The sequence below is a fragment of the Neotamlana sargassicola genome, assembly GCF_020523965.1.
Taxonomy (GTDB): domain Bacteria; phylum Bacteroidota; class Bacteroidia; order Flavobacteriales; family Flavobacteriaceae; genus Neotamlana; species Neotamlana sargassicola.
Map to the genome: position 1 here is coordinate 209,500 of NZ_JAJAPX010000001.1, position 23,399 is coordinate 232,898.

Here is a 23,399-nt window from a genome sequence, read left to right on the forward strand (position 1 = left end):
TTTATTTTTTTATTATACTAAGTAGAAGAACGTGAATACAAATACCCAAACTAAATCTACAAAGTGCCAGTATAAACCAACTTTTTCTACCATTTCGTAGCTTTTGCGTTTTTCGTAAGTACCTATTACAACATTAAAGAAAATGATAATGTTAAGTACAATACCTGAAAATACGTGGAACCCGTGAAATCCTGTTATAAAGAAAAAGAAATCTGCAAATAATGGCGAACCGTATTCGTTTACGTGAAGATTAGCACCTTCTACAACTGCTTTACCGTTTGTTTTTATAGCTTCTAAAGACTCTGCTCTAGATAATACTGTTTTTTCTCCTTCTTCTGTTAATGTTTGAGTTCGCACTAAAACATTTTCATGAGACTCTAAACCATGAATAACATCTTGAACACTATAAGTTGGTAACGTACCTTCGTTAACAAACCATAAACCGTTTTTTCTTTCGTGCTGTGTTCTGTCGGTATGGCTAGCAACAACAAAATCACTTAATGCTACTCGATGACCTTCGGTATCTACAAACTGTAAAATATTACCACCTTTTGTTTGCACCGCACCATAATCTCCTTTAATGAATGTAGCCCATTCCCATGCTTGAGACCCAACGAATATAATACCACCAATTATAGTTAAAAACATATAAATGGTAACCTTTGCTTTATTTAAATGATGACCTGCATCTACAGCTAATACCATAGTAACCGACGACATAATTAATATAAATGTCATAAAGGCTACATAAATCATTGGTAGTTCTTGCCCATGTAAAAATGGTACGTGGGTAAACACTTCATCGGCAATTGGCCATGCATCAATAAATTTAAATCTTGAAAATCCGTAGGCTGCTAAAAACCCAGAAAAAGTTAAGGCATCTGAAAGGATGAAAAACCACATCATCATCTTTCCGTAACTAGCTTTTAATGGCTCGTTTCCTCCGCTCCATGTTTTGCCTTCTGCTACTGCTGTACTCATAAATTTTGGTTATTGTTTATAAAAGTTGCACAAAAATAGGTATTTTATTTATGTAATAAAACATCAAACTACAAATTATACACACTTTAAATAAAAGTTGATTTTTAAAAACTTTTTTAGCCTACAAAATATAGAAATAAAAACAAATACACCCAAAGTATATCTATAAAATGCCAAAAGGTAGATGCTAAATCGAACCCTAATTTATCAGTAGCACTGTACTTACCTTTTAAATGATTATAAATAACTACTAATAAGCAAATTAGACCTACTACTACGTGTAAAATATGTACCACGGCTATTAAATAAATATAGGACATGGTTACGTTACTCGTTGGTCCTGTGAAGTTATAACCTAGGTTAATTATTTCTTGAAAACCTTGAAATTGATTAAAAATAAAAACTACACCTAACACTAAAGTTATTACTAACCATAGTGTTGTTAGACTTTTGTTATTTTTTTTTAAAGCATTTTTTGCCATAAAAAAAGTTACGCTACTTATTATTATAACTATTGTGCTAATTATAAATGCATTTGGTAACTGGAAATCTTTTAACCAATCGGGACGTGAACTACTTACAACAAAAGCACTGGTCCAGCCTGCAAAAGACATAATTAGTGAAATAATGCCAAACCATAGCATCATTTTTTTTGCTCTAATATTTTTTTCTTGAGGAGTTCCTTGAGTTAAATCCATAATTTAATGTAAAAATTTATCGACTACATATACAATTTGTACCAACGATATGTAAGATACACTTACTAACATAAGCTGTTTTGCAGCTTTCTCTGTCATTAATCTAAACAATCTTATAGCGTAATACAACATCCATAAACCTAATGCAAAAACAATAATAGCTGCTATAATTGATAATTGTAATCGTCCTGTAAAGCCAAAAACAGGAATTATTGATACCATAATAGTCCATATAGTGTACATAATAGTTTGCACCGCTGTACCTTTATCTTGTTTTCCCGTAGGCAGCATAAAAAATCCGCCTTTTTTATAATCGTCAAATAAAAACCAGCCAATAGCCCAAAAATGTGGGAATTGCCAAAAGAATTGTAATGCAAAAAGGGTTCCTGGTTCTATTCCAAAATCATCTGTAGCAGCAACCCAACCTAACATAAAAGGTATAGCTCCTGGTATAGCACCCACAAAAACAGCAAGTGGTGTTTTTGTTTTTAAAGGCGTATAAACAGATGTATATAAAAATATTGAAATAGCACCAAACATAGCTGTTTGCTTGTTAATGGTGTATAAAATAATAATTCCTAAAAGAGTAAAAATACAAGCTATTATAAATGCTGTAGTAACCGACATACGACCTGATGGAATAGGACGATTTTTAGTGCGACTCATTAAAGCATCTAAATCTTTTTCAATTATTTGATTAAATGCGTTTGAAGCCCCTACCATAAAATAACCACCTAAAGCTAAAAGAATTAAGGTTTTTACTTGAACAACTTCAACACCTAATAAATATCCCGCTACCGATGAGAATACCACACTTAATGCCAATCGCATTTTGGTGATTTCTTTAAAATCTGAAATTACAGAAGGTGCTGTTACTGATGTATTTGTTTTGCTCAATTCCGTTTAGGCTTCGCCCGTTTTGTTTTGCGAGTGCAAAGATACTTTATAAAAGCGTTTTGGGCAATGTTTTATTTAATAATCAAAATACCAATTAAACAAATCGGTACGTAAACCAAAATTAAACCAAACCGTATTGCTTTTATAAACTGTTTCGGTTGTAACATCTGGATTAAAATTTCGCACTGTAATATCGGTAAACAATTTTAAATTGCTGGAAGGATTTACTACGTAACCCGCTTGTAAATTACCGTAAAAACTATTTGTAGTAATACCTTGTCCTACTTTTACACCAGTATCTAGAGGTCGGTCGTTGTAATTCCTATAAATATCGCCACCATAACTAAAAGCATCGGTATCGGTATTATAGTCAAAACCACGTTTACCAAAAATAAATTTAGCGTTAGCATACCAACGGTTATAAAAATAGTTACCCATAAGTACCAATTCGCTAAAATTAGCACTCCATAAATGCGCCATCGATTGGTTATTGTGCCCATAATTTGTTGCGATAGTACTATGCGAATACGTGTAAGGACGCACGCGGTTATATTCCATTTGCAACATTAAATTATCGACTTTAAAAGCATTATAATATTTAACACCTAATTGATAACCAAACTTATTTTTCCAACTTTTATTTCCAGCTTTTACATCGCTAAGCGAAAATTCATCCAAAATAAATTGGCCGTAAAAATTAATGTTATTGTTCCATTTATATTTTGCAGAAGCACCCATAATAGCATTTCCGGCATCTTGCCCAGTTTCGAACTCTATAGCGCGATAAAAAATAATAGGATTTAAATAATTAACATCGAAACTTCGGTTTGTAGTGTTTGCCCAAATTACCGATTCGAAAAACCCAACATTTAAACGTTTAGTTACGTTCCAACTTAAAAAATGGGTGGCCATGTATTTGGTTAAAAAAGCATCGTCGGTTGTAACTTCTGGACGTACATCTTTTAACCACATCCAGGTATTGGTGTATTTAATTTTCCAGAATTTAGTGTTTAGTTTTAAAAATGGATGCGGACTCGCTACATCACTCAAAAACAACGATCTGTAACCATCGCCTATAAAGTTTTTTCCATGTCCAAATTGAATGTTTACAAAATCGGCCGGAGCATACGATAAATAAGCTTCTGCCACAGGATAATCGTACGAATCAGTTTTAAAAGCTTTAGCAATGCCTCGACCAGGAATTATTGCTGGATCTGGCCCAAAAGCTTTTAAACTTTCGGCATATTCGTTAAAATATTGTGCAAAACGACCTTGACTTTCGAAAACCGAGGTGTAAAAATTAAACTTTTTGCCCAACCCTCCTTTTACAAGTAAACCTCGTGTGTTATTGTAGGTTGAACTAAAATCGGCTTCGGTATCTTTACCTACTTGTAAATCGAAAATTGGATCGATGGTAAACCAATAGTTTTCACCTTGTAATTGCACTAAATGTTCGTTCCAAAGCTTTTTACCAAACCATGTTTTTCTTTCTTGAAGTAACTTTTCTTTTTCTGCTTTAAAATTATAATACTTTGAAATCTCTGAGTAAACAAAAGGTTTTGAAGCTGTATGACTATTGGTTCCAACTACATTTATGGCTCTATCGAACCTAGCATAATCGCTATGGGTAAATTGCACATTTAACTGGCTTGAAAAGGCATTGTCTTTATAACCAACAATACTGTTATTTAAATTGTCGTATTCACTATGTGAAGCAGCTTCAAGTGTTGCAATTTCCTTAGCTACTTGTTCATTTTCAACAGGTGAATTATTAAAATCTGTTAACGGAATTTTAATAGGAAGCGCATATTGCTTAAATGTTTTTCGACCATTATAACTTGCTGGTTCAATTTTTGGGAATAACTTAAAAACACGTTCGGTTTCTTCTTTTAATTCTTTGTAAACCGATTTTACATAAATAAGATTAAAAACACCTAAAGTATCAACTTCAAAAATTACAGCGACATCGCCTTTATAAGCGTCTTTTACAACAACTTCTGGCGTTTTAAATTCCGATTTAATAATTTGATATACGTTTTTGGTAAAACACTGCTTTAAAGAATCGGCAGTTACATTTTTACAACTAGGAAAAACAGGTTGCTTTTCGGTAGAATTTATAGTTTGTGAAACGCTTTTAAATTGAGCTAAAAGTAGAAGAAGGACAATGAATTGCTTCATTTTAATTAGTTAAAAGTTTAATTAATAGCGAAAGATACTATTATTTTTACACAAGCAACACGCTAACCATTATTTTAGTGAAAGCATAAAACAAAAAACCGCTATCTGATTTAGATAACGGCTTAGTCTTTAAAAAATTATACTCCTAGTGCACTTGTAACACAATTGGCAGTGTGTAAATAACACCTACATTTTTATTGTTTTGTTTTCCAGGTGTCATTTCAGGAATTAAGTTAATGACACGTTCGGCTTCGGCACCTAACTTATTATGAGGAGCACGGGTTTTAATGTTTTTAATATGCCCGGTTTTATCAATTGTAAATTGGGCTTGAATAACTTGTTTTCCATTTAAACCCAAATCTGAAGCTAAATCAATATCAAACTTACGTTGTACTAGTTTGGTAATTTTCTTTTCCATGCATTTTTTTCTACCTAGATTGTCTACTTCCTTTTCGCAACCTGGAAAAATAGGAACATTTTGAATAAAGCTAACCGGAATGGGAGTATCGTCAATTAGTTCTTCTAAAACAATATCGCTCGGATCGATTGGCTCTTCGCTTGTGGTGTTTTGGTCTGATGTGATGACATCTTTAAATTCTTCTAAAACATAATCATTATCAACCTGCTCAATTTCGTCAATAATAAGTTTTTGCTGTTTAGCTTGTGGTTTTGTTTCGGCTTGAGGTTTTTGATATACTTTAAAATTCTCGATGGCTATTTCGGTGTCATCGTCTGGCAATAAAACATCGGCAATCTGTGGGGTGTTTGTTTTAAAATTCATTTCTAGCAAACCAAAGGCAGCAAGCAAACACACAATTAGACCGATTTGAAAATACAAGGTTGTGTTTTTTTGTAAATTTGCGTCATGCTTTTGCGACTTTTTTGTGCTTTGTCCGTTTTGGCGAGTGGACTCTGGCACATTTTTAAAATTTTTCATAATAATTATAGTTAAAATGTTAATATTATGATAAAGTCACAATAAGCATACCAAAAAAGAAAACCCGTTACATTTCTGTAACGGGTTTTTATATTTTAGTTTCCGAACAACTTCGGAAAACAAAGTTTAATCTTGAACTTGGAAAATAATTGGTAATGAATACGGAACGTTTACTGGCTTTCCGCGTTGTTTACCTGGTTGCATTTTTGGTAATAAACCAATTACACGCTTTGCTTCTTTTTCTAATCCTGGGTGTGGTGCTCTAGCACGTACTCCAGAAATGTTTCCTGTTTTGTCGATTTTAAATATTACGTTAATACGTTGTCTTCCAGACAAACCTAAATCGCCTGCTAAATCGGTATTAAACTTCTTATTTACAAACTGAGATATTTTTTTAGACATACATGCTCTTTTAGCATTGTTTGTTTTTTCCTTTTCGCAACCTGGAAAAACTGGTACATTTTCAATTACTGAGAATGGTACATCAATATCTTCTTCAACTTCTACTACTTCTACCTCTTCAACCTCAACAATTTCAGTTTCTTGATCTACCTCTGTAGATTCAATTACAGTTTCTTCAACCTCAACCTCATCTTCAACAATCTCAATAACTTCTGGAGCTGCTGGCGGTGGCGGTGGTGGTGGCGGTGTTTGTATTTGTTCTGTTAATGGAATTTCTTCTTCAAACTCTTCTTCCATTTCGACCATACCGACATCAATATCGGCCTTTTCGTATGTTTTGTAATTAATAGCATAGTTTGTTAAGAATAGCATTAAAGCTAAACCAATAGCAAAATAAAGCGAGCTATTACGCGACACATTTGCTTTAGGATTTTTTTTAGGTTCCATTTTATTTAATTGTTTTTCAAGATTGGTAAAATAACTATTTATTTATTAAAAATGCAACAGTTTATTTGTTTTTAACTTGTAACATATTGTAAATACTTAAAACTAAGGTTGCAAGTAAAGCTCCAAGGGTGTTTGCTACAACATCAAATACATCTAATGCTCTTGTTGTTGTAATTGTACCTTGTAAAACCTCAATTACTATGCCAAATACAAAGGCTATTAAAAATGCATACCACAGGCCTTTTTTTTGACTAAAATTTAAGGTATAAACCAAAGAAAAGTACCAAAGACACATTAATAAAGCGTAAGTTACAAAATGAAATATTTTATCAATGTTCGATACGGCTACTTCGGGTAATTCCTTAATGTTTATTAAACATACTATTGCTAACGCTACATTATAAAATGCAGTTATAGCAAGTATCCCTTTTTTAAGCACCTATTAAGGTTTTATAATCTTCTGCTGTAAGCAAACCTTCTACTTGAGACAAATCGGTACATTTTACTTTTATCATCCAACCATCACCATAAGGGTCGGTATTTACTTTTTCTGGTTCATCCTCTAGGGCTTCGTTAAACTCTGTAATCTCACCAGAAAGCGGTAAAAATAAATCGGATACAGTTTTTACAGCTTCAACAGTACCAAAAACCTCATCGGCCTCAAGGGTTTCGTCTAAAGTTTCTACTTCAACGTAAACAATATCGCCTAATTCACTTTGAGCAAAATCAGTAATACCAATCGTTGCAATATCGCCCTCAATTTTAACCCATTCGTGGTCTTTAGTGTACTTTAAATCTGTTGGAATATTCATAGTTTAAATATAAATTTGATTTTAGCAAATGTATTTATTCAAACTTAAAATTAAAACCTTTTATATATTAATTTCCAAAATTATACCTTAAGGTTAATCCCGAGCGTATGCTTGTTTGCGGAAATGCAGTTGAAATAGCGTAATCGGAGAACGTATAATCGAAATAAAATATGCCTGTTAAATTTTTACTAAATGCATAATCGGCACTGTATTTTAAAGCCCAAACGGTTTGGCCCGAAGTAATTTGATTATTATCTAAATCGAGATATCGAATTATGGTTTTATTTTCTCGAACAGATACATCGGCTTTCATATTTAAATCGCTTACAATGCGTTTTTGAGGTCCTGCCAGTTTGGAATTTATACGTAAATCCTTTATACGATATCCTAAACCTATGGTATATTCGTCGCCTTGAATTTCGGTCACCAAATTATTATCGAAGCTTAAGGAAATAAGTCTATCTCTAGCAATTTCGGCTAAGATTTTAACCGAATTTTTCATTTCGAAGTCTAATCGCATTAACGGGCTAAAAGATTCGCTTAAGTTAATGTTACTAAACAAAGTTTCGTTTTTAAAATTACCCGATTGGTCTTTTGCTTCGTCCGGCTGATCGACATATGGAGTTCCAGGAATTGGTTTCTCGTTGTCTTCATCGGCTAAATTCAAATTTAAATTGGTATTAAATTGATTGATGGTGTAGGTTGAACGATAACCATGTGTAAGCGAGAAACGTTTGAAGCGTTTTTTAAACCAATTAAACTTCATAAAACCGGTGTACTTTAAATCCCAGTTTGGTAATGGAAAATCTCTAAATGCGCTAGTTTTTACATCGGTTGCATCTTGCCCAGAGTAAGCAGCTAAAAAGGCAGGCAATAATACCTTCTGGTTGTTTTTACCAAAACCTAACGGATACCCATCGTCGTCTCTTTCGAAACCTGGACCGCCATAAAAGGCCTCAGCTAAACGGTTGGCAATTTTTAAACGATTATCGCTAAAATCATTAAAGACTTTACTCACATTCTCGTCGCTTTTTTTAAACGCTGTTTTAATTAAAACGGTTGAAATATTGTAATTACCAAAGGTATTTGGTGTTAACGGATTGTATTCGCCATTATCGACATAATAATTTTCGGTAAAATTCTCGTAATAAGCACGGTTACCAACAATATCGATTTTTAAATCGCGTACGGGCTCTAAATTTGCCGAATAGTCAATTTGATTTTGCTTAGTGGTTGCATATTGCTCGTTAAATTCAGGATACAAGGTTAACCAACCTTTTTTTGCTGCTAGATATCTAATATCACTTTGGCTACCAAAAGTAAAAGCTGTTGATGGTTTTAGCGTACCAATAAAACCTGGAGTTTGCGTGTAACCTGGTAAATATGTCCCGCTATTTTCGTTATAATTAAATGTAAGGCGTTTTACACTGGTTAAAATATCGATACCAGCGTTTAAAATTTTTCTAGCTGTTTTGTTTTTATTTTTAGGCGCAGGCGCTTTTCTGTTGTTTGCCCCTGGAGATCCTCCTGGAGTTGTAGTTCTTGCTCTAACCGTTCTAATTGGTTTTTTAACCAGACCAATGTATTTATAAAAACGATTCATATCTAAAGTGGTCACCAAATTATGCACGCTAGAGTTTTGCACCGAGTTGCCTAAATCGAAAACTCCAGTTAGTGTATTGTCTGGATCGTCGGGATCGGTGTAATCAAGCTCTAACTCACCATATAAATCGGAACCTTTTTGCCATAAAAATGTACCCGTATATTGGTAAGTAGCATCAATAAAACTAAAGGTTGGTATTTTATTTAAAGGTAACTGATAGGTTAAACCTAATGTTTGGGTTTGCCTGTTCGGATCTCCAACATCTAAAATACCATCCCAAACATCGAGCGATTCGTCTTGTATTCCATCGGAATAATCGCCAACATAATAATTTCTAACAATATTATTATTGGCTGCCGAGTAATTAAACTGCAACGATTTTGTTAAGTTATAATTGATGTTATACTGAAAATCGAAGGTATAATTTCGTTGTAATAATTGTTCTACCGAAATATCATCGTCCGATAAATCAATTGTTCTAAATCGTTGGCTATTATACTGGCGGTTAATATCGCTACTTACCGTAAAACTTGATGGTAATAAATTAAAATTAAAATCTTTTAAAAATTTCCCATATTTTCCTGTAAAAAGCGAATCGTTGTTTTTAAAAGGCTCTACGGTTAATTGGTTAAAATTATGTGCATAATTAGCACCAATGCGCACGGTTTTGTTTATCGATTTTTCAATTTCGAAATCGCGATGTTCCACCTTGTTAAAAGAATAGTTTAAGGTCACATTTTCCACATCGTAAAATCGGGCTTTTTTATCGCCAGTTCTGTTCTTTTTTACACCAATAAAATTGATGCTTTTACGCTTCGTATAATCTTCAGAATTTTGTAAAATTTCTTCTCTATCAGATTCGGTCTCTGCAGCATCTAAACGCGATTGCAAAGTTAAATCTTCATAAAAGGCATCGTACTTTGGCGTAATTAATTGTTCACTTTGTGCATAATTAAAAGGTAATTGCACACCCCATTTTTTTGGGAATAACTGCCCAATATTTACATTGGTTACCATGTCGTATTGCACAACATCTTCTAAACTACGTTCCGAAGGTCCTTGTTCCAAAGAGCCAAAACCAGCAGTACTCTGGCTTCCTGTTGCGCTAATCGTAGCAAAATCGGCAATATTACTATCCATGCTCACTACAGCAGCCCAACCGCCTTCGTTATCCATATCAGATAAACGTAATTCGTTATACCAAAGTTCGGCACATACGTTATTGTTATTCGATATGTTTTTTACACCAACCATTAAGGTTCTTACATCTCCAAAGTTAGGATTTCCTTTTATTCCTACACGGTGCTGGCCAAGAACATACCCATCAAACGGGTCGCTAACTAAAGATATTTCATCATCTATTACATCGTAAAACGTAGGGTCTTCGTTATTTAAAGAAGCATCAAAAATACCTTGTGCTTTTACTTTCCCTAAAACCTCTATAGATAAATTTATTTCGTTATTTGTAGGCCAAACATCGTCTGCTGAAGATTCTGTAATTTCTAAAGGTATTTCAATTTGATAATAGTTATCGGTTAAATCGTTACCCATTCGAATAAAACCAACTAAATCATCATCACTTAATAACCCAGAGTCTTCATCGCTATCTTCGGCATGCATAAACATTCTTAAACGCTTATATTGGCGCATATCGATATTTATATTTTTGTAAACGGCTCTAGAATCTTCAGACTCTAAATTACAAACTTTCAATACTAACGACTGTTCGTTTTGGTTAACAACAGTATTGTTATTAAACAATTGCTCTGGCTCAATTCCTGGAGGAATTTCGTAGCTCCCTTCGTTTTCGAGTGTACCAATTACACCAACAGAAAAATCGGTTTGAGCATCGGTTGGATCTAGATCGCCCGTATCTAAAGCTTGGGTATAGCGTCTCCAATCGCTTCTAACTAAATCGAGGGTTCCAAAACGGAAAACGGTAGTTTCGGTAAACTCTTTTAAGAAAAGACGTGCAAATCGCACCGATCTTAAATCGCTAATACCACCAACGGCTCTTGCTAAATCTCCTTCTACTGGAATTCTAAATTGATACCAACGAACATCGACACTTTCACCATTTGGTAATGAACGTGGCCTATTTTTAAAATCGCGTAAATATTCTTTTAACGGGTTTGAGTTTGGAAGATTATCGAATTCTGTTTCTGTTAAAGGTAAATTTTGTCTGGTAATATCGAGTTCGTATTCGTAATAACTATCTATGGTATTCATGGTGTTATCACGGTTAATATCCTCTACATCGGGTTGGGTATTCGAGCCACGATTGGTATCGGTAAATGTATCTGGCGTGTTGCCTTCTACTCCATTATACTTTTTGTATCGTTCAAAAATATCACCATTGGTATTTAAAAAATAGGTGTAGTTATCGTTTGATGGATCTTCTAAACCTTGATATTCTGGCGCTAAATTTTCCCTTATTGCAAAACGTTGTTCGGCTTCATCATTATAACCATCGAAACCAACATCTTGGTTTGTTCGTTCTTCACCTGTGGTATCGAACGCATAAACTAAACTTTGATTTTGAGGCACAATACTTCCCCATTCGGTTGCTTGTTGTTCTAAAATTGAAATATCACCATCTTCTGGAAGTCCGTTTTCGTAAAGTTTTCTACCATCTTTTAAAATATCTTCTGAGATGTTTCCTAGGTTTAAAACTAACTTTCCTCCTGGATTGGTTGGGTTTTCTTGAAATGGATCTTGTAACCAAAAATCGATATACTCTACATTTTGCTGTTCGAAATCGGTAGATGTAATTTGCCTTGTAATACCTGCCCAAGATTCTTCTGGATTATTAAGCGTTCCGCTTGAAGCATTTGGATCGTAATTATAAGGCCCTCTTTCTGTTGGATAATAGGCTAAATCGAGCGTGAACAACACCGAATTTTGTCCTTGCACCAAATCGACTTCTGGAAATAATTCATCTATGTATACGCGGCTAGTGTATAAACTAGACATATCTTCGTCGGTAATCTCGTCTGGACGTTGCGTGCTATAAAAAATAGGATCGATTGTATACCAGTTAAGCATGGCTCTATTATATCCGCTTTCTATACCATTCACATAATTAACATCGACCTCGCCATCGCCATCTAAATCGGCTGGTCTACTGGATAAATACCATGACTGTTGTGAAGTTAAATCGATACTATTTTGCGAGCCTTCAAAATCGTCGATATACGATGTTGTTTCTCCATTTAGGTCGGTTCCGTTTGGTGCGCCCGGTATTAAATATGCAAATTCGCCACGTAGTGATAAATTCGATTCTACATCGGTATCTATATTTGGTAATTTGTTTACCATTCTTGTTAAAAATGGCACTTTAGTAGCGTAATTACCGTTAATACCAAAAATGGTATTGTTTATAGATTCTGTACCGTAGTTTGCTTTTTGTGTAATGGGTCGCTCGTTAAGATTTAAAAGCGTGGCTCCTAATACAAAGTTTTCGTTAAACTTATGTTCAATATTTACTCCTGTAAAACGTCTGGTTTGCTGCCCAAAAACAGCATTGTTTTCGGTTGATACCTCAATAGGTGTATCTGAAGCTTTTAATGCTTCGTCTAAAATATAAACCTGACCTAAATCGTAATCGACCGTATAATCGATACCTTCAACTAAAACACGACCTCCAGCCGAAACGCGCACCGAACCTCGTGGTACATTAAACGAACCTATAGAAATACCGTCGCCTCCCGATGATGTGTATCGCCCTTTTAATTTAAATTTATTTTTTTCAACTTCTTCTAAAGCTGCTGTTTGAGTGCTTTTATATAGTATATCGTAAACGTATTTTTCTTGGTTTTCGTTATAAGAAGCCTCGTTATTATAATCACCATCACCAAGTTTATTAAACAGGTACTCACCAAATGGTTCTACACTGGTAAAAACAATTTTTCCGTTTGCGGGTATTACGGTAATACCAGAAACATAATCAAAAAAACCATCACCATTTGTTTGCGGATCGTTGTTATAATTAAGTTTATCTAAGTTAAACACTCTTAATAATGGCACGTTTTGAATTAAATCGTCTTCTGCTGTATTTGCAGTTACAGGATTTCCGTTTATATCTAAATCAAAATTGTCATTAACTGGAGTTATAAAGTTTAATGGCGATGCCTCGTTATAAAAAATGTTAAGCTTAAAATCGTCTTGACTTAAATTGTAGGCACCAGTATCATATATGTTTTTCATCATTAAGTCCCAAACCGGCTGCGTAACATTAGTAATACTACTTTTTAGCATTTTTAATACCAATGTAGAATTAACCACGGAAGTTACATCGCCATCGTCGTTAGTTTCAATACTGGTAGCTTCAATACCATCGTTAGCAAACTCACCTACTTGATACACTTTTCCGCCTAATGTATATTGAAAAGCCACAGCTAAAACCTCATCGTTTGTTAAACGCTGATTTAACGAAATGTAACCCAAATCTTCGTTTAGCGTATATTCTTGTCCGTTGGTTAATTTTCTAGCATTTTCAATTTTAGCATAGTCGGAGCCTTCTTTAACAACCGATGAAAAGGTTCCAAAGCCTTGTTGTACCGTAGCGATATCTCGAATTTGATTGGTTAAAATAGAACCCGCATCGATTGCCGTAGGATCAAAATCGTTATTTGAGTTATTTGGTACTGCGTTTGGACTATTAATAAAACCGCCATAACCATTAGCTTGCGGGTCCAAAAATATATTATCGTTACTTGTATCTCCTGGATTATAAACAGATTCACCTAAATCTTGCAAGGCTACAATGTTTCTAACATTTTCGGTTTGATTTGTTCTATTCGTTATCCAAACCTCAATACGCGTTATTTGTAAACCTTTATTATTTATAAACGGATAGTTTTCGAGTGCACTATCGTAATTATCTCTAAAATATTGGGCTAAAAAGAAGTGCCGATTTTCATCATATTCTCTAATGAATAATTCGAATTCTTCAACGGTACCACCGCCTTGAGCTATAACCGTATTAGATTGTGATTTTTGCTCGGAAAACACACCCGTAATTGTTGTTTTCCCAAACTGTAACTGCGCCTTAACACCAAATAAACTTTGTGCTCCCGTAATTAACGAGCTGTTTAAGGGCATGCTTACATTACCTACTTCAATTTTTTGAAGAATGTCGTCTTCGGTTGGCGTGTATTCTAGTTTTATAAGCTGTTGAAAATCGAAAGTAGATTGGGTATCGTAGTTTGCTGTAACTTGCAAACGTGTTCCTACATTACCCAGCAAACTTAAACTGATACGTTGGTCGAAATCGAAAGTAAAATTACTTCTATTTCTAGGTGAAAATGTTGGGTTGTCCTGTCTAGAAAACAGTACTCCTAAATCCATTTCTACACTACCCGTTGGCACCAACTCTATGGTGTTACTTCCAAAAATAGTTTCAAAAAACCCTGAATTCACATAAAATTCGGGTAAGAGATTTTTTTTCGCATCTTCGCTACCTTCTTTTTTACCATCGAAGGCATCAATTTTTTCTTTGTAATAATTCCTAATATTTTCTTTTGCAACCAAATCAAAATATTCCGATGGTGTTAAGATTATAGGATATTTAAGATTGTAGTCGCCAATAGTTTGTGTATAAATATAACGATTGGTTACAGGATCGTAGGTATATTTAGATTCTACAGTATCGAGTTCTGGAGTTTTAATTTTCCCTAAACTAAATCCAGTTTTTGTAGAGTCTTGAGGGGTTTGCGACCAAACAACAACCGTAAAAAAAAGCATAAAAACACATAAAACATATGGCTTAGGTAGTTGCAATAGATTTGGTCTGGTAATTTTCAAAATAAAATTATAAATTTTTGAGTGCTTCTTTTATAACAGTTTCAACACTAGCGTCTGGTTGGGCTGCCATAATTTTATTAACGACACGTTCGGCTTGTTTTTTAACATATCCTAACACTTCTAAAGCAGATAACGCTTCTTCTTTATTGGTATTGTCTTTTGTAATAGAAACTTCGTCAATATCGTAAATCTTTATGATTTTATCTTTTAAATCAATAATAACACGCTGAGCAGTTTTAGCACCTATACCTTTTATGGACTGAATTAAAGCTACATCTTCTCCTGCAATTCCTTCTCGAATTTGTTTTGGTGTTAAAGATGATAACATAGTGCGGGCAATACTAGCCCCAATACCACTTACAGATATTAACAACCTAAAAATTTCGCGTTCGGCTATTGATGCAAAACCATAAAGTGTATGCGCATCTTCTTTAATTTGAAGATGCGTAAATAACTTTAAGCTTTCTTTATCTGGTATTTGAGAGAATGTATGTAACGAGATATTTAGCATATACCCAACACCATTACAGTCTATAACAACATGGGTTGGGTTTTTCTCTACAAGTTTTCCTTGAATGTGCGTTATCATGAAATAGAACAGTTAGTCTCTGCCAAATGTAATAAAATTATTGTATTTAAGCTGTTATTGCTCTAGTTGCTCTAATTCCCATTTTTGTTTTTCTTGCGCATCTATAACTGCAATAGCCGTCATGTTTACAATTTCATCTACGCTTGCACCTAACTGTAAAATGTGAACAGGCTTTCTCATTCCCATCATAATTGGACCAATAGATTCGGCATCATTTAATTCTTTTAACAATTTATAAGTGATGTTTGCTGAATCTAAATTCGGAAAAATAAGTGCATTCACTTTTTTACCTACCAATTTAGAGAACGGAAATTTTTCGCGTAACATAGTATCATTTAAAGCAAAATCGGTTTGCAACTCACCATCTACATCCATATCTGGATTAGAGCGATGTAAATATGATACAGCTTCGGTTACTTTTGAAGCTTTTGGGTTTACTGAAGACCCAAAGTTTGAATATGAAACCATTGCCATTACGGGGTTTAGGCCAAACATGGAAATTACCTTAGCCGTCATTTGACCAATTCTGGCTAAAGTTTTAGCATCTGGATCGATATTTATTGAGGTATCACTTAAAAATAATGGGCCTCTTTTAGTCATCATTAAATTGGTTGTAGCCACTCGAGATATTCCTTTAGCTTTACCAATTAGCTCTAACATTGGTTTTACTACCGTTGGGTAATTTCTTGAATAACCAGAAATTAAAGCATCGGCATCACCTTCGTTAACCATCATGGCTGCAAAATAATTGCGCTCGCGCATTAAACGTTGCGCACTGTAGTAAGTAACTCCTTTACGTTTACGCTGCTCCCAATATACTTTCGCATATTTGTTTTTGCGTTCGTTTTCTTCTTCAGTTTTTGGGTCGATTATTTCTATATCGGCATCAAACTCTAGTTCTGCCATTAAAGACTCTATTGTTTCTTTTCTTCCTAACAAAATAGGAATGGCAATACCTTCTTCGTATACAATTTGAGCCGCTTTTAAAACATCTAACTGGTCGGCTTCTGCATACACTACACGTTTTGGGTTTAATTTTGCTCTGTTAAGCAACAACCTAACCATTTTATTATCGGAACCTAAACGTTCTCGTAGTGTATCTGTATATTTTTCCCAATCTGTAATTGGTGTTTTTGCTACACCACTTTCCATAGCCGCTTTTGCAACGGCAGGAGGAATTTCGGCAATTAGCCTTGGATCGAAAGGTTTTGGTATAATATAATCTTTACCAAAAGTTAATCTGGTTTCACCATAAGCAATATTTACTTGCTCTGGCACCGGTTCTTTAGCTAATTTAGCAAGTGCTTTTACAGCTGCCATTTTCATAGCTTCGTTAATCCCTGTAGCCCTAACATCTAAAGCGCCACGGAAAATAAATGGAAATCCTAATACATTGTTTACTTGATTAGGATGATCGCTACGCCCAGTTGCCATAATAATATCGTCTCGAGTATCTATAGCTAATTGATAGCCAATTTCTGGATCTGGATTTGCCATAGCAAAGACAATAGGATCTTTTGCCATAGAAAGCAACATTTCTGGTGATACAATGTTTGCCATAGAAAGCCCGATAAACACATCGGCATCTTTCATGGCTTCATCAAGAGTATCTATTTTTCTATCGGTAGCAAATTCGGCTTTTTCAGATGTTAAGTTATCTCTATCTTTTCTAATTACCCCTTTACTATCTAACATAACCATGTTTTCTAGTTTTACACCACAAGCTTGGTATAAACGCGAGCACGAAATTGCTGCGGCTCCAGCGCCACTAATTACAATTTTAGCATCCTCAATTTTTCTGTTGGTTAATTCGATAGCATTTAATAATGCTGCGGCCGAAATAATAGCCGTTCCATGTTGATCGTCGTGCATTACTGGAATATCGAGTTCTTCTTTTAAACGACGTTCAATTTCGAAAGCTCCTGGAGCTTTAATATCTTCAAGATTAATTCCACCAAAGGTTGGCGCTATATTTTTTACGGTTTCAATAAATTCATCAACATTTTCGGTATCAACTTCAATATCAAAAACATCAATATCTGCAAATATTTTAAACAATAAACCTTTACCTTCCATAACAGGTTTACCAGCCAAAGCACCAATATTACCTAAACCTAAAACCGCAGTACCGTTTGATATTACAGCTACTAAATTTCCTTTTGAAGTATATTTATAAGCAGCTTCTTTATCTTTTTCAATTTCTAAACAAGGTACTGCAACACCGGGCGAATATGCCAACGATAAGTCGCGTTGTGTTGCATATTTTTTTGTTGGTACTACTTTTATTTTTCCTGGAGTAGGTTTGGCGTGGTATACAAGTGCTTCTCTGCGTTTACTTTCTTCGCTCATAAGGGATTTTATTTTGAAAATATATTTTTGAGAATATATTATTTCTTAAATATTCAATTTATAAACAAAGATAATAATACTATGAAATGATATGGTTATTCTTTAAAAAAAATAGACCTTATGCAATTATTATTTATTTCTTTAAAATAACACTAAAAGTAGTTTGTTTGTTTAAGATAGAATTAACGTGTATTTCGCCTTGTAGTTTTTTTATTATGTTTTTTACGGTTGCTAAACCAATTCCATTGCCTGTTCGCCCAAATTTATCGTACTTATTTAATTTGTAAAACACATTGAAAATTTTTTCATGATAATTTTCATGAATTCCTGGGCCATTATCTTGTACTAATATTCTATAATGACTTGCTGTTTCGCATATATTTAAAGTTATATTTACTTGGTTTTTATCGTTGTATCTAATAGCATTATTAACTAATTCTCTAATAATTTGGTTAAAACCATATTTGTTTACTTCTATTTCGGATAAGCTTGAATTTAAAGTAAAATTGACTTCTTTATAATGCTTAATAATATTGTCTTGTAAATCTGACTCAAATTCTTTTAAAGAAATGGCCTCTTTTTCTTTATTTAAAATACTATCGCGCGTATTATAACTTAGTAACCCATCTACCAAACTGGTTAAATCTTCTGATGATTTTATTATGAGTTCAAGCATATTTAAACCCGCATCGTCAATATCTAATTTATAATCTTGCTTAATAATTTGAGCTAAATTACTTATGTTTAGTAAAGGTGATTTTAAGTCGTGTGCTGCTAAATATGCAAATTTTTCTAATGCTTCATTTTTATCTTTTAAATCGTTTAATGAGGTCTGCAAATTCGCATTAGCTTTTCGTAGTTCGAGTAATTTTATTACTTGATTTGATAAAGCTTTTAAAGTTTCTAACTGTTCGTTGGTAAGCTGATGCGGTTTATTGTCTATAACACATAAGGTTCCTAAAGGCATCCCTTTATTGGTTGTAAGCGGAATACCAGCGTAAAACACAACATGCGGATCACCAGTAACTAATGGATTATCATGAAATCGTTCGTCTTCTCTAGAATCGTTAATTACAAATGGCTGGTTTGGCCTATTAATGGCATGAGCACAAAATGCAAATTCCTTTGGAGTTTCTGTAACATTTAAACCATGGTGCGATTTAAACCATTGACGCCTATCATCAATTAAGCTCACTAAGGCTATTGGAACGCCACAAATTTCGGCAGCAATTTTAGTTATATTGTCATAATCGGCCTCTGGTAAAGTATCTAAAATATTAAACGACTTTAAAAATTCCAGCCGTTCGCCTTCGTTTTCGGGTTCTTTTGGTGCAATCATAGAGTGAGAAAATTACTCTAGCAAAGTACACAAATAAATACACGTAACCAATTAAAAACTAATAATTAAGAACCTACCTATTTTAAATGAACAATATTAAAATTCACCGTTTTTAAATCGGCAATGAGTTGTACCGACTCACCTAAATTACTCCAAGTAATATCAATTTTATGTGTTGCAGACGGATTTATTTTTACACTACCAGAAAAAGCTTTACTGGTATTACGTAAACGCATTAACTCTAATTGTTTCAAAACTACATCTTGTTTTAAACCAGACTCAATTTCTTCTAGCGACAATGTAGTACGGTTAATTTCTTTATGACCACCACTTCCTGCGTTATCGGCAGCTTCATAATCGTTTTTCCCAGCAAATAAATCGAGATACCATACTTGAGGAATTCCAGGAACAAACATTTGAAGAGCTCTTGCCAACAACAGCTTTTTTTCATCTTCACCTAATGCACTAAAAAACGTAGCATTAACCTGATAATAAGATATTTTTTTACCATCGGGACCGTAAAGATTTTTTACGCGACCACCGCGACTCATCACGGTTTCCATAATGGCATCAATCTCGCTATCATTTAAAAGACCTTCGTTATAATCACCATCAATTTCCTTTCCTTTTAAATCGAGCACTGGAATACCATCGTGACACCCCAACATATTTACGGTTTTATAACCTTTTGCAACAATCTCGTTAATCCATTTATACAAGGCTTTATTGCTAGCCGTTTCCAATGTATGAATCATTAAGCCGGGTAAGAAAAAATCGTAAATTTGATAACCTTCTTTAGCGACCTCATCATGCAGATTTACACCATATTCGGCATGTATTTCTGGTAATAATTTTAAATTATTTTTATCGGCAATTTGTTTTATGCGCTCCAAATATTGCCAAGTTCCTGGTTTATTAAAAAAGTTAGTTTCTCCTACTTCTTTATGCAAATAAGCAAAAGCATCTAACCTTAATATTTTACAACCGTATTGTTTTAACTTAGCTAAAGTTTCTTCGTAAAATTCCCAAACCAATTCCGATTTGGCATTTACATCCATTTGCCCTAAATAACTACGTTCTTTAGTTTCTGGATCTTCTATTATTTGTTGATAAAAAGTGTTCCAATAAGGTTGTTCGCTACCATCAGAGAACGGCACTTTTAAAATTGGCAAACCTGATTTTCTCATAAAAAGTTTATCGAGATATTCAGGATTTGGTTTTATAACACCGTCGCTATTTAATTCGCCATAACCTTCCCAAAACGTATTCCAGTTTATAAAAAAATCTTTGTATTTAGAAGCATTACCATGTGCTAATAAATCTTTGAATTGCGGTGAAGCTACAGACAAATGATTTAGAACAATATCGAATTTAAGCATGATATCGAGTGCTTCTAAATCTTTTAAATCGGCTTCTGAAACCAAGTCTTTGTTAATATTATAATCGATTATTGAAAAACCCCGATCTAAATCGCTATTAAAAAAAGTTGGCAACACATAAAACAATGAAAAGACGTCTTTAAATTCTGGTTTTTTAAGCATTGAAATAATATCGCTTAAATTTTCGCCAATACTATCTGGGTAAGCGTTAAGCATAACTCCATTTGGAATAGAATTTTTAGTTGAACTCATAATGATTAATTGAGGCTATTTTATAAAAGTTTTGAAACTATATTAATGTTATCGGGTAATCTCCCTACATTTTGAAGCTTAAGTGCTGCCAATTTTAACGCAACTTCTAAACATTCGGTCACTGGTTTTTCATTGATATATGCAAACAAAAATCCAGACCAAAAAGCATCACCAGCCCCCGTTGCATCCATCACCTTTTCAATTTTTATAGCAGGCATTTTTATGAGTTCTTTTCCTTTTTGCGACAAAACAACACCTTTACTTCCTAGGGTTAAACAAACCGTATCGACACCTTGATTATGAAAAAACTCGAAAATTTCTTCATGAGGTAGCTCTTTTTCAAAAAGTCGCAACATATCGTCTTCACTAACTTTTACCAAAGGATTGAATTTGCAATAGGCTTTTATTACCGACAAAGCTTCATCTCTGCTTTCCCAAAGTTTTCTAGCATAGTTTACATCAATACTAAGTTTACACCCTAAATTATAAGCTTCTTCTGCTTTTTTAATTATGGTGTCTTGCGCTGGTTTTTTACTTAGCGCAAAACAAGTTGTATGATATATTTTTGTTTTTTGAAGGGTTTCTGAAGTTATTTGATCTTCTGTTATTTTATAATCGGTATCTCGAAATGGCAAGAAATCTGGCGTACCTTCCGATCGGGATACAAAAATAACACTTGTCGCATTTCTTCCCAATTGTTTAATAAAATCAATATTAACACCAACTTCATTTAATCGCTTAAAAATATACTCACCAAATCCATCTTGACCAACCGTAGCCACTAAAGCAGCATTTAAACCTAATCGCGCCATATTCATAGCAACATTAGTTGGCGATCCGCCAAGGTATCGATGATAGTCTCTAGTTTCGTTTATTAAAACACCAGGTTGATGCCCAATAAAATCGACCAAAACTTCGCCAACACACAAAATATCTATATTATTATTTTCCATTGAAAATTATATCTGTAAAATTCTGTTTATCTAATTTTAACCTACCTTTTTACTTTTTATAAAAAGCGTACACAAAGCGCTTATTACAAGTAATACTCCAGCAAAAGTTATTGCGTTTCTAGGGTCGTTGTTTAGGAAGTTTTTAAGAATAAAGCCGAAAGAAAGCGTTTGAAGAATCATTGGTATTACAATCATCATATTTATAATACCCATGTAAACACCATATCGCTCTTTTGGAATATCTGCAACTACCATTAAGTAAGGAATCCCCATCATACTTGCCCAACCAATACCAAAACCAGTAATGGCAAAAAACAGTAGGTTTTTGTTTTCTATGTGCGGAAAGGCTAAAAACCCTAACGCAGCAATAATTAAGCAAAAAGCATGTACTTTTTTAGCACTAAACTTTTTTGCAAAACCAACCAATGCAAAAGCCACTAAAAAAGTAACTACGTTATACCAACCATTTACTAAACCCGTCCATCCTACAGCTTCACTATAAGCTTCAGTATTTTCTGGAGTTGCGTTCCACACTGAAAGCGCCACACTTTTTGATGAATTTTGCCAATAACAAAACAATGCATACCACTGAAACAAATACACTAAAGCCAACTGCCACATTACTTTAGGCATATCTTTTATAGCCGAAAATATTTCTAGAATTGGCTCGAAAACAGACTTTTTTTCCCTGATTTTTATAAGTTCTTCTTCGGTTGGCGGAATTTCTTTGGTTTTACTTATACTCCATAAAATAGAAGCTATAGAACAAAACGCTCCCAAGAAAAAAGATGCATACACCCAAGTTGGCAATGATCCCGTTTTACCAATAAATATTAATGGAAAAACAAACAGCGACACATTGGCTAAAACCTGCCCTAAACCCGTAAAAAAACTTTGCATTTGAAACCCAAGTGGTTGTTGTACTTCATCTAAATTATCCGCAATTAATGCTCTGTAAGGCTCCATGGCAGTATTATTTCCTGCGTCTAAAATCCATAACAAACCAGCTGCCATCCATAACGAACTACTATAAGGAAAGGCCAACAACGTTAAACTACATAAAATCGCTCCTATTAAAAAAAATGGTTTTCTACGCCCAAATTTAGGACTCCAAGTTTTATCGCTTAAGGCTCCAATTAATGGTTGTACTACCAAGCCCGTAACAGGACCTGCTAAATGCAAAATTGGAATTTGATCTGGACTCGCTCCTAAAAAATCATAAATGGGTGTAACCGCACTTTGTTGCAAACCAAAACTATATTGAATGCCAAAAAAACCAACATTCATGTTTAATATTTGCCAAAACGATAATTTTGGTTTTACTAGTTTCATTTTGTTTTGTTTTTAGAAATTAGTTGCTTTAAAAAGCCTTCAAAATCTGCTACATCATTCATTATTAGCTGTCCTTGTAAATCTACAACAGGTAACGATAATTCATCTACAGACAATCCTGATTTTTCCATTTTTAAAAGCATTTCGCGTTGCATTGTTATATTTACATCGACATCAAAATACCGAAACTCAACATTATTTTTCTTTAAAAATGCTTTGGTATCTACGCAATAATGACAACTATCGCTTCCATACACAATTATTTTGTTGTTTTTAGCTTTTGCTAATTGATTGTTATCGACCTGTGCTGATGATGACAGATACGAAAACAGTCCGATAAAAAACACTTTAAAAATAAATTGCATAATGTTGTTATTTAGTTAGAAAAAAAAGAGCTGAAAACAATTTAAGTTAAATTAATTTCCAGCTCCAAACAATCACTAAAA

General features: G+C 33.9%; 16 protein-coding genes. All 16 read right to left on the minus strand.

Annotated elements, in window-relative coordinates; translation table 11 throughout:
• Positions 1-12: 12 nt before the first annotated feature.
• Positions 13-981, minus strand: coding sequence for a cytochrome c oxidase subunit 3 (locus LG651_RS00920; RefSeq protein ID WP_226694286.1), 969 nt, complete (start codon positions 979-981; stop codon positions 13-15).
• Between the two features lie 116 nt (positions 982-1,097).
• Entirely contained in the window at positions 1,098-1,679 is a 582-nt protein-coding gene (locus LG651_RS00925) for a cytochrome c oxidase subunit 3 (RefSeq protein WP_226694287.1), read from the minus strand.
• Positions 1,680-1,682: 3 nt separating this feature from the next.
• Positions 1,683-2,576: a heme o synthase gene (cyoE, locus tag LG651_RS00930; RefSeq protein WP_226694288.1), complete on the minus strand. Its 894-nt coding sequence runs from the start codon at positions 2,574-2,576 to the stop codon at positions 1,683-1,685.
• A gap of 75 nt (positions 2,577-2,651) precedes the next feature.
• The gene (locus tag LG651_RS00935; protein WP_226694289.1) at positions 2,652-4,754 is read right to left on the minus strand and encodes a gliding motility protein RemB; all 2,103 of its coding nucleotides are present in this window, start codon (positions 4,752-4,754) and stop codon (positions 2,652-2,654) included.
• A 145-nt stretch (positions 4,755-4,899) separates the two neighbouring features.
• On the minus strand, positions 4,900-5,691 hold the full coding sequence (locus LG651_RS00940; protein WP_226694290.1) for an energy transducer TonB: 792 nt from the start codon (positions 5,689-5,691) through the stop codon (positions 4,900-4,902).
• 126 nt (positions 5,692-5,817) lie between these two features.
• Entirely contained in the window at positions 5,818-6,540 is a 723-nt protein-coding gene (locus LG651_RS00945) for an energy transducer TonB (RefSeq protein ID WP_226694291.1), read from the minus strand.
• Positions 6,541-6,601: 61 nt separating this feature from the next.
• Entirely contained in the window at positions 6,602-6,979 is a 378-nt protein-coding gene (locus tag LG651_RS00950; RefSeq protein WP_226694292.1) for a VanZ family protein, read from the minus strand.
• Positions 6,972-7,352 (minus strand): glycine cleavage system protein GcvH, encoded by a 381-nt coding sequence (gcvH, locus tag LG651_RS00955; protein ID WP_226694293.1) that lies wholly within the window; start codon positions 7,350-7,352, stop codon positions 6,972-6,974. The genes LG651_RS00950 and gcvH overlap by 8 nt, the downstream gene beginning before the upstream one ends.
• A gap of 67 nt (positions 7,353-7,419) precedes the next feature.
• Entirely contained in the window at positions 7,420-14,700 is a 7,281-nt protein-coding gene (gene sov, locus LG651_RS00960; protein ID WP_226694999.1) for a T9SS outer membrane translocon Sov/SprA, read from the minus strand.
• Between the two features lie 67 nt (positions 14,701-14,767).
• On the minus strand, positions 14,768-15,349 hold the full coding sequence (gene ruvA / locus LG651_RS00965; protein ID WP_226694294.1) for a Holliday junction branch migration protein RuvA: 582 nt from the start codon (positions 15,347-15,349) through the stop codon (positions 14,768-14,770).
• 54 nt (positions 15,350-15,403) lie between these two features.
• The gene (locus tag LG651_RS00970; RefSeq protein ID WP_226694295.1) at positions 15,404-17,698 is read right to left on the minus strand and encodes an NADP-dependent malic enzyme; all 2,295 of its coding nucleotides are present in this window, start codon (positions 17,696-17,698) and stop codon (positions 15,404-15,406) included.
• 133 nt (positions 17,699-17,831) lie between these two features.
• Positions 17,832-19,037, minus strand: coding sequence for a sensor histidine kinase (locus LG651_RS00975; protein WP_226694296.1), 1,206 nt, complete (start codon positions 19,035-19,037; stop codon positions 17,832-17,834).
• 77 nt (positions 19,038-19,114) lie between these two features.
• Positions 19,115-20,668, minus strand: coding sequence for a sucrose phosphorylase (gene gtfA, locus LG651_RS00980; RefSeq protein ID WP_226694297.1), 1,554 nt, complete (start codon positions 20,666-20,668; stop codon positions 19,115-19,117).
• A 20-nt stretch (positions 20,669-20,688) separates the two neighbouring features.
• A complete protein-coding gene (locus LG651_RS00985; RefSeq protein WP_226694298.1) occupies positions 20,689-21,621 on the minus strand; it encodes a carbohydrate kinase family protein in 933 nt (310 codons plus the stop codon).
• A gap of 36 nt (positions 21,622-21,657) precedes the next feature.
• Positions 21,658-22,953 carry an MFS transporter gene (locus tag LG651_RS00990; protein ID WP_226694299.1) on the minus strand — a complete coding sequence of 432 codons (1,296 nt, stop codon included), beginning with the start codon at positions 22,951-22,953 and terminating at the stop codon, positions 21,658-21,660.
• Positions 22,950-23,318 carry a glutaredoxin family protein gene (locus LG651_RS00995; RefSeq protein WP_226694300.1) on the minus strand — a complete coding sequence of 123 codons (369 nt, stop codon included), beginning with the start codon at positions 23,316-23,318 and terminating at the stop codon, positions 22,950-22,952. The genes LG651_RS00990 and LG651_RS00995 overlap by 4 nt, the downstream gene beginning before the upstream one ends.
• Positions 23,319-23,399 lie beyond the last annotated feature (81 nt).